Below are 12,844 nucleotides of genomic sequence, written 5' to 3'. Positions count from 1 at the left end.
TGAACAATTATAAAAGATTAGGGTAATCAGAAATAAGTCCATCCACACGGAGTGATTTAAATCTGTTAATTTCTTCGGTTGTATTGACGGTCCAAGGAATAACCTTTACTCCATCAGCATGTGCTTTATTTACAAAATTGGCATCAACCATTTTATAATTCGGACTTATTATAAAGGGCTTGTAACCTAGATCCGTGATATTTGCTTCGTAAGATTTTTTATTATCCACTAAAAATGAAGTTTTAACATGTGGATATTTTTTATTGATGATCTGGATAGTTCTTTTATCAAAGGACTGAATAACAACATATGGGGTAATTTTTTTCTTTTCAATTACATCCATCAATAATTTAACAAAAATATCTGGAGTTGGGTTGGTGATGTTGTCTCCTTCCTCATCGCATTTAGTTTCTATGTTGTAGAAGTACTGCTTTTTATTTTTTAGTTTGATTTCCTTTTGTACGCTATCAATCAAATCAGCCAATAAGGGCATGTAAGTTTTAATTTTCTTTTGTTGGGGGAAGTTGGTATAATTTTTTGAACCTACATCAAAGGTTTTGAGCACGTCATAGTCGAGTCCGTAAATCACATACTTTTTGGCATCAGCTTTCGGGATTTCCTTTCCCTCTGGTGTAAGTGCGAAATTTGGATTTAAATAATCATCATGGGCAACAATTACCTGATGATCTTTAGTGATATGGGTATCCATTTCCAATGTGGTGATTTGAGGCAATGACATTGCATTTTTCATGGCTACAATGGTATTTTCGGGCATTAGCCCTCTCCCACCACGATGTGCTTCTGCACTGAAACTCGGAAATTTAAGCTCCATATTTTGTTTAACAGAGTTACATCCTAATAATGATACTACAGCAGCAACTGCCAAAACTAAATATTTTTTCATACAATAAAATTATGCTTCAGCTATAAATTGTTCGCCAAATCTATCTGTGGCAACTACTTTAATTTTCTTAACAGAGGGTTCGAAATGTGCCAAAAAGATATGTTCGGTCTTTTTTGGTTCGGCAAAAGTTCTACCCATGGGAAGCTTATCACCTTTGAACAATTTTACAGATAATGGATCATATCCCTTCTCCTGTGATAAAATACCCATTGGTTTTTCATCCAGATAATATTCGATTTTCCAAGATGGGTCCCAATTCCAAACATTTGCTATCAATCTTTTCTGATCAGTTAATTCATCCACGTAGAGATGGATCTGCTCTTTTCGATCCAATCCGATAGGTTGATAATACCACTTCAGGTTCGTTCCATTTACTTCGTACACTCCATAACCACAAGGCGTTCCATCCTCGCAGATTGGGCCTGTCCACCAAGCTCCGCACACGGTACCATGATTATGCTCATAAACGTTATCTGTGATCACATTGGTATTAAAATGGGTATGACCAGACATGATGTGAACGTTTTTGAAATCTTTTAATAGGTCATATAGATCCGTATTATTTTTAACAGAGTTGTGAACGGGAATGTGGAGACAAATAATTACCAGTGCGTCTTTAGCTACAAATTTCAGGTCCTTTGCAAGCCAATCTAACTGCGGTTGAGAAATAAATCCATCGTAGGTTCTCTCGATACCTAGATACCTTACATCATCCAAAACCACATAGTGAGCTTTTCCCCTATTAAATGAGTAATAGGTGGGCCCATAATGTGAACTAAAAGTAGCATCTGAAGTTTCATCCCCTCCTAGCCTATAATCTTGGTCGTGATTACCTAATGCCTGAAAAAATGGAATGCCCATTTGATCTACGGCATTGTTATAGGTGGCAAAAAGATCATGGTTATCCCATACAATATCTCCAACTGTGATTCCATGAACAGGCACATTACGCATCGATTTGAGTAGATTTTTAACATCAGGTACTGATTCAGTCATCATTTTTTCAACGTCAATTTTGTTTTTAACCTGAGGGTCGGCCCATATAATGAAATTATGCCGATCATCACTCTGTTTCAAAGCTTTTAACTCAAAATTTAGTTTTGGTGAAGTAGCAGGCTCATAGTGTTTTGCCAAATAACTTTCGGTTTTAAATTCATAACCTGAAGGAGTGCTTAACCACACAAATTTGGCTAATTTATCGGTTAGGATAGTGTAGTTACCATCGTTATCAGTTTGTACTACCGAAAAGCCATCAGAAATAATTACTCCAGCAATACCTTTACCCTTACTGCTCACCCTACCAGAGACTTGATTATCAAGGTCAAATATCGAAAACGAGTGAGCTTTTAAGCTTACGAATAAAGTAGTGGTTAATAAACTTGTTTTCTGAATGAAAGACCTTCTATCCATTTTTAGTTTTTGTAAATCGTGATATCATCAATACTTAATCTTCCATTCTTAATTGAGGGATCTGTTTTACCATCTCCAAGTCCGACTTTATTAATTCTGAACCTCACCTTACCTTTAATATCTAAAGGAAACTCGGCAATGCTTAATGTGGGTGAAATAGCAGAAATATCTTTCCCCGTTTGTTGCCATGAGGCACCACTGTCTGTAGAATATTCTAATTTCCAAACACTCGATGCATCTTTGTAATATGTCGCATAGGCAACGGTAACTTTTGAAGCACCTTCTGTAAGGTCGAAATTCATTTCGATAAATTCTGATTTACTTCTATTTTGTTGCATTCGGACACTTTGTTTGCCATTAAAATGGTCATGACCTTCGAGTGCGCCTAAAATTGCATAATCAAAATTCCATTCTCCGCTTTTAAGTGTTACTGAAGCCTTTTTGTAATGTGCTTTTGCCGAGGTATCTGGGCTATCAAAAGTTTCTGGGAAGTTTGCATATAATGCTTTTTGAGCAAAGGATGAGGTGGCGGTGAAAACCAGCATCACCATTAAAACTTTAAATCGTTTCATTGATATTAGTTATAGTTATAATTATTAATTGTTTCAATTTACTGGTTACCACCAAATTTGCTTTCCATTTTCATAGGTAAAAGGTCTTTCTTCGTTTCCTCTTGTTAGATTGTGTAATAGCAGTAGTGGATTTGCTGGTATGTTTTTATAGTTTAAGAATTGATCTGTAGCTAATTTTTTCCTAGAGAAACCCACGGCTGGCCATTCCACGTCATCAATTCGTAGGTTTCGCCAATGAGAATAAAATTGGTATCACTACGTGGACTATATCTAATTAGCGAAATTAAAATAGGTTGCTGGATCAATGTCAAATGCATTTTGACAAGGGTAGGTTTAGTTGAAGGGCCTTAATAAATTTGTTAACGGTATAATTATGCAATTATCGAAAATAAAAAAGGCCAATTATTTCTAATTGGCCTTTCAATTAATTAGTTCGAAAGTGTGGTAACTCCTCCAGTTTCGATTTCTGAGAGTACAGAACTATTAACCAAAGGAACAGTGGTTAAAAGTCTTCCGGTTACCCAACCTCCTTTTAGGGAGTTATAAACACCTCCTAATTTAGAGAATGCAGTAGCAGCAGATGGGAAACCTAATCTCCTTGTATTCGTACCTGCCCCATAGAAATCTTGACTTAATCTCGTAGCAGGATTTACAGTACCATAATAATCTGTAATAGTAATTCTGTAACCAACTTCTGGCGGGCCCGCCGAATAGAAATTACCTCCAGCGCCTCCGAAGAAAATTACGTCTAACGGCGCTGTACTTGGTGTAACATTTGTTCCTTCAAAAATAGCTATACCGGCTACGTTACCACTGTTCGCTAATAAATTAGCGGTAGCTGTACCTATACCATCTGCGCCTGTAGTTGTCGAATAATCTTTACTTCCTATCCAAATTGATGTCGACATACTAGTTGAGGCTGATCCATTAATTTTTTTACCAGTTCCACCTACATAGAAAAATTGGCCTTTTGACACCGTTCCTGATGTCAGGTTAATTTTATATGTTCTGGCTGCTCCTGTATTCCATCCCAAAGTTGGAAAGGTAGTAGCACCCGCATTATTTGTAGTGTATACTGACATTGGTGTTGTTGCGAAATTAATATCTTTGGTTGCCAAAAATTGTATGTATTCATAATTCCCATCACCACCATTTGGATCCACCATATAACCTGCAATTACTGCTGGCGATAGTTTAGCTTTGGGCACATAGAAGAAATCATCTACAATACGCATCCAAAACTGGATCTGTTTAGAGGTACCTGTACCCTTCACGAACGGAATTCCGCTAAAATTACCTGATGGTAAAGCTACGATACCTGCGAATGATGCATTTGCTTCTGTATGTATAGTTGCAACCCCAAAACCATCGTTAATCACGTGATCGCCAGAAAATGTAGTTCCCAAGGCGAGTTCTGGCTCATAGGCCGCATTAGTAAGTGTAACTAAAGTGCTTTCATATCTATCAGGATTTGTTAAAATAGCGCCTGTGCTCACAGCTTGCATTTTTATTGTTCTGTTTGAAGCTAGCTTGCTTACAGAAGTAGCTGAAAGACCAGCAACCTGCAAAATTCCATTTACTCGTTTTAAAACACCACCATCTATGTTGATATGCACAGAATCACCTGGTACATAGGTAGCGGCACTTGCACCAATATTAAATGACATACCTCTTAAAGAATCTATGCCCGTACCTGCCTGTCTGCTATTTTGTATTACCAATAATCCTTGTGGAGAATTGTTTGATCTGAAATCTGAGATTACAATACCTTTAACCATGCTTGCACCAGATAGTACTTCAGAATTAAGGTTGAGATCCGATTCCTTGAATAGTCTTTTTAGATCAAAATTAGTAATGAACCCACTTGTAGAGTAACTAAAATGATAATCATCATCACGTTTACACCCAGTGAAGATACCAACAAGGGCTGTCAGTACCAGAAAATATTTTAATGTCTTTTTCATCTTTGTTGATTTATTTATGGTTTTTGCCACCAAACTAAGGTGTTTACATCATCAGGCCCTTGTGAGGCGATTACGTTCTTGTAACTTGTTGGATTTGTAGATTGGCTCAATACAGTATAAGGTATTCTTGCCGGCATCTTTCCACCATTCAACAAACTTGTACCAGCTGGTAAGAAAGGATGACCTGTTCTTCTATACTCAAACCATTGTTGGAAATCTACCAAAAACAAAGCATAATATTTTTGAAGTTGAATCAATTGTAGTTTACTTTGGGATCCTGGTGTAGTATTATTCAACGGGAAGGCGTCATCCCAATCAAAATCTCCAACAGTAGCATAAGCTCTAACTGCAGCATCGTTACCATTTGGATAAAGTGCTGGTATCCAGTAGTTAAGCTGATCTGCTACGCCTTTATAATAGTAATTCTCTCCCGTTGTAGAAATAAAACCTCTAGCAGCAGCTTCCGCTAGTATAAAGTCAAGCTCTGCCACGTTCATAATGATACCTGTCATAGCATCTGTTTGAAGGGTATATCCAGTATTTGTTCCCTCTGCAAAAAAGTAAGCTTGTTTCACAGGATTAGTTCCTGTAGCAAAACCACTTGGTACACCAACAAACCCCGCAGGTCCTTGTGATATACCCCATCTGTTCACACCATTTTTCGCATACGTTGTATTGCTCAATCTTGGATCATTCCATGTAGTTAGATTACTCATGAAAAAATCAACGATCGCAGATCCTCTGAAATCAGTAGCACGAATATTAACCATAAATGGTGATGAATACACAGCAGTACTACTATTGGTACCATTCCATAAGATTTTTGCAGTATGGGTATTGTTTTGCATAATCGGGTATTTCGTTGGATTAGTATCAACAATCTCCTTCATCTTAGCTCTTACCTGCGCACTTACTTCTGCTTTGCCAGAAACGCGAAGCAACAATCTTAAATATAAGGAATTTCCAAATCTACGCCACTTAGTAACATCACCTCCAAATACTGGATCACTTACTGCGGTAATTGGATCGCCACTTGTAAGCGAAGTATTTGCTTCTTCCAATTTATTGAACAATGATAAATAAATATCTTTCTGTTTATCAAATGCTGGTTCTATAAGGCCATCTTTACCTTTAGCGGCGTCAAAATATGGCACATCACCATACGTATCTGTTAATAGTTGCATAGTCCAAGCTTCTGCAATTAGGGCAATACCTTGATACGATTTATTAACAGAACCTGATTCGCTAGAAATGCGGTAAATATCTCTAAAATTGGTTAATTCCCCATACCACGTATTCCACATTGGATCAGCTAAAGACCTTCTGATATCATATCTGAAAACCTTACCGTCTAAACCATCGTCTAGTGTATGGATTAAAACCTGCATCAATTCATTATTGATACTACGGTTACGAATTAAATTCTGACTTAGCACGTTTGTTAATGCAGGCGCTAATAATTTGTCTGCTGTTACTGCACTTACACCGATTGGATCGGTGTTAATTTCATCGAAATCCTTTTTACAAGAGAATACCGACATCCCAATTGTTATCAAAAGTGAGTAAACGGTTATATTTCTAATCTTTTTCATTATATATTTTTTTCCAGAGTTATAAAATTATCAAAATTAATTAATACCTACTACTAAACGCAGCCCATAAGTTCTGGTTGCAGGTAACTGCCCTGTTTCAAAGCCTTGAACGATATCATTTCCTGCCAAAGTACCAAATTCTGGATCAAATGCCGGCCATGGGGTCCAAACAAATAGGTTACGACCGTAAACTCCTAGAGAAAGTCTGCTCAAGCCCAATCTTGAAACCAATTTTGGTGAAAATGCAAAGTTTAAGTTTGCCTCTCTAAATTTAAGGTAATCCGTTCTAAAGATGCTACCTTCTGCATTAAGTGAACCATAGAGTGCATCATAAAATCCATCTACGTCATTCGCTACAGCAGTATTTGGATATAAATTCTTATCTGCTGCAAGAGGATCTGGATCTTTCATCCAACCTTCACCCACCATGCCACCATATCTTCCTGGAAGAGTAAGTTTAAGTTTACCAAGAGAAGCCATTCTAGTAAATGTTAATGAGTGCCCTACTGCACCAAGTTGTGCATCAAACAATACGTTTACACTAAACTTCTTAATGGTTACACCCGAGCCAAAACTAAACCTGAATTTAGGTGTTGTATTTCCCAAATATTTAAGTGTAGTACCATCGTTAAATGCCAATCCCGTATTCTTATTATAGATCACTTGACCATCAGGAGCGCGCAATACCCCAAAACCATAGATATCACCTAAGCTTCCTCCCACATTTGCTACAATTTGAGCACCAGTGCTAGATAAACCGGCTAAGCGTAAAACTACAGCACTATCGGCTAATTCTTTAATGGTATTTCTATTGGCCGAAAATGTCCCATTTACTGTCCATTTGAAAGATTTAGTCTGTAATGGAGTAGCATTTATAGACATTTCTATACCCTTATTATCAACACGACCAGCATTAAAGATAGCTGTAGCAAAACCACTTGCGCGATCAATAGAACGGGTCAAGATTTGATTTTTTGTATTACCCATATATGCAGCAAAATCTAAATTCACTCTGCTTTTGAATAATTTCAACTCTGCACCAACTTCAACTGTTGTTGTTTTTAGAGGTTTTAAGTCATTGTTAGGAAGTACGCTTGGATTAGTCATTGCATCACCAGGATAAATACCATTAGATGCCAATATGTAATTATAAGCAGTACGATAAGGTGTAGTACCTCCACTACCAACTTGTGCAATTGATCCCCTTAATTTGAAATAATTAATCGCCTTTGGCATTTTCCAAAAATCTGAAGCTATAAATGATAAACTTGCAGATGGATAGAAGAAACCAACATTACTCGTACGTAATGGAGAGGCCAGTGTACTGTTCCAATCCTGACGTCCGGTTAAATCTAAATATAAATAATTTTTAAACGATAGCGTAGCCATACCATATATACTATTGATATTGTATCTAGCGGTATCTGGGACAGAAATTAATGGATTTGCATTATTATCTAAACGGAATACTCCGGGAACAAGTAAACCATCAGCACGAAATTCAGATTTATAATATCTATTTCTTAATTGGCTACCTCCTACTGATGCAGAAAGGTTCAGGTTACTTGTAAGATCTTTTTTGTAAGTTAATAGGAAGTCTGCATTTAGTTCATAAGAATTAATGTTTTGCTCACGATATGATCCCTGTGCAAATTTAAGGCCGGCAGCATCCCATGGGCGACGTGTATCACGGAAATCATGATTATAATCTATTGAAGAACGTACCAATAAGTTTAATTCTTTTGTGAACTTATAATTTGCCTGCACACTTCCCAAAATACCGTTTCTTTTCTGACCATTTATATATTGCTCAGAAATAGCATAAGGGCTTTCTGGATTTGTAGAAGTAATATCCACAAATTTACGTTGCTCTTGCCCAGGAGCCCAGTAATCTCTATACCAATCAATGTTAACATTAGGGTGCGAAAACATGAACCAATACATTAGAGACTGGTTACCATAACCTGTTGCTGGTAAATTATCACTGTTTCTATTATTATAACTAGCCTTAAGTACCAAGTTTAATTTCTTTGTAAGGCTAGTGGTAGCTGATAAAGAAGCTGAAGTACGTTCTAAACCCGTATTTGGTGCAATCCAGTCGTTATTTGCATGACTTGCAGAAAAACGTAAGCCTATATTCTTTACCGTACCATCTAAACTAATTGAATTAGAAGTTTCGAGGCCCGTTTTAAAAAATCCATTTATCGGATTTGCATAAGCAACCCATGGGGTACGGGTAGCAGACTGACCTTTAATCGTTGGATCGAATTGAAAAAATGAACTGTTCGGATCAATTTTAGGGCCCCAAGTAGAACTTGTGCTTCTTGTACTAGCTCCATCTGCAGAAGCATTCCAGGAGAAGAAAGCAGCACCATCAACACCCTGCCCGTACTCGCTTTGGATATCTGGGGTATTGTTATTGATTTGCTCCCATGCAGTATTTGAAGTAAAAGTGACACTTAATCTTTTCTTATTTTTATTTGAAGATTTAGTCGTGATTACAACCGCTCCATTAGCACCTCTTTGTCCATACAGTGCTGATGCTGCCGGACCTTTCAACACCGTAACAGTTTCGATATCATCTGGATTTAAATCATTAAGAGCACTACCATAATCTGTTGGCAAAATATCTCCTGCAGTATTATATGCACCTGCACTTGAAGAACCAGTTCGTTTAGAACTACTACTTGCAACAACACCATCAATTACAATTAATGCTTCGTTATCACCTGTTAAGTTATTTTCTCCACGTAGAATAATCTTATTTGATCCAGAAGGACCACTGTTACGTACAAGGTTCAAGCCTGCCACTTTTCCGGATAATGCATCTGTCCAGTTACTTGATACAGCATTTGTAAAGGACGTACTATCTAATGTAGTTGTTGCGTATCCCAAAGCTCTTTCAGAACGTTTGATTCCCAATGCAGTAGTTACAACAACTTCGTTCAATAAATTAGAACTTTCTTTCATCCGAATTACCAAATTATTTTGGTTATCGGCGGCAATTCTTGTTGCAGTAGTATACCCTATCATCGTAAAATTTAAGGTCGTTCCTTTTGCTGCAGTGATAGAAAAAGCTCCCTTGTCGTTAGTGGTACCATAAACCCTTTTGGTATTGTCCGAAATCGTGATACCTGGAATTCCCATTCCATCGTTGTCATCAACTACAGTTCCTTTTACTACCACGTTTGTTTGAGCTAAAACGTGTTGAACAGCAAATCCTTGGATTAAAATTGCGAATAAAAGGACTTTGCAGCAAAAGATTGCGCCATCAATGAGACTGGAAGTACGTTGTTTTTTGTGATGTTTCTCTGCGTCTTTACTTTCACTACGCAAAGTATGCCAAGGCATTACAACATGTTGAGTAAATGTTTGATTCATAATTATTATATCCGGTTAGTTTATTGCATTTATTTTTAGCTCCGGAAAGCCACAAAACTAGGTGGCTACCGTTAATTTAATATTAACTATATATTAATATCAAAGCTAAGTCATTACGATTTATTTAATTTTTTGTTTTAAAATATTTCGATATAAAAATATAAAAACAAATTGAAACTACTAATAAATTTTATTTTTGAAAAAGAGAGTATAGCTCTAAATGGTTATTTAGCAACAAAAAACCAATTAAACCTTTATACTAAAATGCTGTCTTAATGGATTTATTTAAAGAGAAATTGTTTTTTATTCAGAAATGACAAGCCCCATCCCAAGAGGGCGAAATGATGTAACATTTTTATTACACAATGGTTACTGTTACCCCTAATCCCTCTAAATGATTAACAATCTGCTGAGAAATGCCTTTGTCTGTGATAATATGATCTACGTCTTCAAGGCCACAAATTTTCCCAAAGCCTCGCTTCCCAAACTTGGTTGAATCAGCCAGGACGATGGTTTTTTGAGCTACACTAATCATTTTTCTATTTAAATGGGCTTCCATCGCATTGGTAGTGGTTAATCCATAATCAAGATCAATTCCATCAACCCCTAAAAAAAGCGTATTGAAATAGAAATCCTGTAATACCTGTTCGGCATAAGCCCCCATCACAGAAGAGGAACTTTTCCGCAATAGTCCACCTAACTGGATCACCTCTACGGCGGGTTCCCTCATCAATTCGAGCGCAATATTAAGCGCCGAAGTAACTACAGTTAATGTTAATCCAGAGGGGATATTCCTTACAAAATATAACAATGTTGTACCCGAAGCCACCACAATCGAATCGTTCTCCTTTAACAAGGTAGCGGCAGCAATACCAATTTTATTCTTTTCTGTAGATTGGATTTTTTCCTTTTCATTTACCGGTCTATCTACTGTATAAGGATTATTTACGGTGGCACCACCATGGGTTCTAAAAAGGAGGTTCTTATCTTCAAGCAATTTAAGGTCTTTCCTGATCGTTACAGAGGAGACTTTTAATTCTTTACAAAGCTCAACAACATTGATATATTGATCTTGCTGGATCCTGTTGAGTATAAATTGATGCCTTTCGGCCAAATTCATCATGTTATCTTTGGTCATAGAACGCAAAATAATAAATTAAAAGAAAATTGATTTGATTTCTGTCAAATTAAAATATTTTTGAAACGATTTTTATTATTTCGATTATCATTTCTTATACTTGCTTATTGTTTCGTTTTATTATTTTTAACTAAATGCGCAGAATACATAGTTATAACATCACAGACCAATCAAATTGGGATATAATCATCATTGGTGGTGGGGCTACAGGCTTGGGTACCGCCTTAGATGCGGCAAGTAGAGGGCTGAAGACTTTATTGGTTGAACAAGCTGATTTTGCTAAGGGAACATCAAGCAGAAGTACTAAATTGGTACATGGAGGGGTTCGTTATATGGCACAGGGTGATATTGCCCTCGTTAAACATGCCCTACAAGAAAGGGGCCTCTTAGAGCTTAATGCCTCCCATTTAGTGCGTAAAGAAGAATTTATCATTCCTTGTTATGATTGGTTTTCGGTAGCAAAATACCTAACTGGATTGACGTTATACGATTGGCTTGCTGGGAAATTTAGTTTTGGGAAATCTAAATATTTCTCTAAAAATGAAACACTCGCCTTGATGCCAGGGATCAAAGAAAAAGGGTTAAAAGGCTCTATTCGTTATTTTGATGGAAAGTTTGATGATGCTCGTTTGGCTATCAACATCGCGCAAACCGCTATAGAAAAAGGTGCAACATTAATTAATTACATGAAGGTAACCAACCTGCTCAAAACAGGCGATAACATCGTGGGCATAGAATGCGAGGATGCCATTACCTTACAGAAATATAAGCTTAACGCGAAAGTGGTAATTAATGCTACCGGTGTATTTGTGGATGAAATTTTAAAAATGAGCAATCCCAATGCAAAGAAAATGGTTCGGCCTAGTCAAGGAGTGCATGTAATCTTAAAGAAAGAATTCTTAAACAGTAGCTCAGCATTAATGATCCCTAAGACCGATGATGGACGTGTACTCTTTGCCGTGCCATGGCATGATCATTTATTAGTTGGAACAACTGATACGCCTTTAAACGAACACAGTTTAGAGCCAAGGGCTTTGAAAGAAGAAACCGATTTTATTTTGGCTACAGCAAAATCATATTTTAAAGTGGCGCCTACAGAGAAGGATATTTTAAGTGTATTTTCTGGACTACGCCCACTGGCCGCCCCTACCGATTCTGATGGCAGCAGTACAAAAGAAATTAGCCGCGACCATAAATTAATCGTTTCTGCTAAAGGACTGATTACCATTACGGGTGGTAAATGGACAACCTATCGAAGGATGGCGGAAGAAACCGTTGATTTGGCTATTAGCCACGGGGGATTGCCTCCAGGCCCATGTGTAACCAAAGACCTTCGAATTCATGGATGTACAACATCACTAGACGACAGCTATCTAAACACTTATGGCTCTGATAGAAAAAACATAGAAGCCTTACAAAAACAGGATCCCTCATTAAAAGAGAGATTACATCCTAATTTTCCATACACACTTGCCGAAGTAGTATGGTGTACCAGAAATGAGATGGTAGAAACCGTAGAAGATGTGTTAAGCAGAAGGCTGCGCATATTATTTATCGATGCAAAGGCTGCGATAGAAATGAGTGCTAAAGTAGCCGCTGTGTTGGCAAAAGAATTAGGTGCGGATAAAGATTGGGAAGAAAATCAGATCGAAATATTTAATACATTAGCAACAGGATACATCTATCAGCCGGAAAAAAGAAAAGTGAGAGAAGAAGTGCTGGTAAGTTGATAATTGTCCTAAAGAGAAACTTTGCTGGTGAATTGTTAGATTGTTAGATTGTTTGCATAATTCAAACCGACAATACAACAATGCAACACTATGTGAAGGTTACGGTAATTCAAATAACAATACAACAATAGTTGAAGGTTAACCTCATCCAAG

8 protein-coding genes are annotated in these 12,844 nt (G+C 37.2%); 1 reads left to right on the top strand and 7 read right to left on the bottom strand.

The features are described from left to right. Window positions 1–7: 7 nt before the first annotated feature. From AC6H0V_RS05170 to AC6H0V_RS05140, 7 genes are all read right to left on the bottom strand, one after another. The gene (locus tag AC6H0V_RS05170; protein WP_497562646.1) at window positions 8–904 is read right to left on the bottom strand and encodes a glycerophosphodiester phosphodiesterase family protein; all 897 of its coding nucleotides are present in this window, start codon (window positions 902–904) and stop codon (window positions 8–10) included. A 9-nt stretch (window positions 905–913) separates the two neighbouring features. Further along, complete coding sequence (locus tag AC6H0V_RS05165; RefSeq protein ID WP_497562645.1) at window positions 914–2,314, bottom strand: calcineurin-like phosphoesterase C-terminal domain-containing protein; 1,401 nt, start codon at window positions 2,312–2,314, stop codon at window positions 914–916. Window positions 2,315–2,316: 2 nt separating this feature from the next. Further along, window positions 2,317–2,886, bottom strand: a complete 570-nt coding sequence (locus AC6H0V_RS05160; RefSeq protein ID WP_497562644.1) for a hypothetical protein — start codon at window positions 2,884–2,886, stop codon at window positions 2,317–2,319. Between the two features lie 428 nt (window positions 2,887–3,314). Continuing rightward, on the bottom strand, window positions 3,315–4,850 hold the full coding sequence (locus tag AC6H0V_RS05155; protein ID WP_497562643.1) for a DUF5689 domain-containing protein: 1,536 nt from the start codon (window positions 4,848–4,850) through the stop codon (window positions 3,315–3,317). A gap of 14 nt (window positions 4,851–4,864) precedes the next feature. Next, window positions 4,865–6,442: a SusD/RagB family nutrient-binding outer membrane lipoprotein gene (locus AC6H0V_RS05150; protein WP_497562642.1), complete on the bottom strand. Its 1,578-nt coding sequence runs from the start codon at window positions 6,440–6,442 to the stop codon at window positions 4,865–4,867. 36 nt (window positions 6,443–6,478) lie between these two features. Further along, window positions 6,479–9,823 carry a SusC/RagA family TonB-linked outer membrane protein gene (locus tag AC6H0V_RS05145; protein ID WP_497562641.1) on the bottom strand — a complete coding sequence of 1,115 codons (3,345 nt, stop codon included), beginning with the start codon at window positions 9,821–9,823 and terminating at the stop codon, window positions 6,479–6,481. A gap of 358 nt (window positions 9,824–10,181) precedes the next feature. Next, window positions 10,182–10,946 (bottom strand): DeoR/GlpR family DNA-binding transcription regulator, encoded by a 765-nt coding sequence (locus AC6H0V_RS05140; RefSeq protein ID WP_497563363.1) that lies wholly within the window; start codon window positions 10,944–10,946, stop codon window positions 10,182–10,184. 149 nt (window positions 10,947–11,095) lie between these two features. Between AC6H0V_RS05140 and AC6H0V_RS05135 the strand changes: the two genes are divergently transcribed. Next, a complete protein-coding gene (locus tag AC6H0V_RS05135) occupies window positions 11,096–12,691 on the top strand; it encodes a glycerol-3-phosphate dehydrogenase/oxidase (protein ID WP_497562640.1) in 1,596 nt (531 codons plus the stop codon). Window positions 12,692–12,844: the final 153 nt, after the last annotated feature.

The sequence above is a fragment of the Pedobacter sp. NO84 genome, assembly GCF_059703915.1.
The sequence above is the reverse complement of the archived record's forward strand: the minus strand, read 5'-3'. Positions and strand labels throughout refer to the sequence as shown.

Bases quoted from the DNA above. Each gene is read 5' to 3' on its own strand.
- AC6H0V_RS05170 (WP_497562646.1), bottom strand. From the start codon at position 904: ATGAAAAAATATTTAGTTTTGGCAGTTGCTGCTGTAGTATCATTATTA.
- AC6H0V_RS05165 (WP_497562645.1), bottom strand. From the start codon at position 2,314: ATGGATAGAAGGTCTTTCATTCAGAAAACAAGTTTATTAACCACTACT.
- AC6H0V_RS05160 (WP_497562644.1), bottom strand. From the start codon at position 2,886: ATGAAACGATTTAAAGTTTTAATGGTGATGCTGGTTTTCACCGCCACC.
- AC6H0V_RS05155 (WP_497562643.1), bottom strand. From the start codon at position 4,850: ATGAAAAAGACATTAAAATATTTTCTGGTACTGACAGCCCTTGTTGGT.
- AC6H0V_RS05150 (WP_497562642.1), bottom strand. From the start codon at position 6,442: ATGAAAAAGATTAGAAATATAACCGTTTACTCACTTTTGATAACAATT.
- AC6H0V_RS05145 (WP_497562641.1), bottom strand. From the start codon at position 9,823: ATGAATCAAACATTTACTCAACATGTTGTAATGCCTTGGCATACTTTG.
- AC6H0V_RS05140 (WP_497563363.1), bottom strand. From the start codon at position 10,946: ATGATGAATTTGGCCGAAAGGCATCAATTTATACTCAACAGGATCCAG.
- AC6H0V_RS05135 (WP_497562640.1), top strand. From the start codon at position 11,096: ATGCGCAGAATACATAGTTATAACATCACAGACCAATCAAATTGGGAT.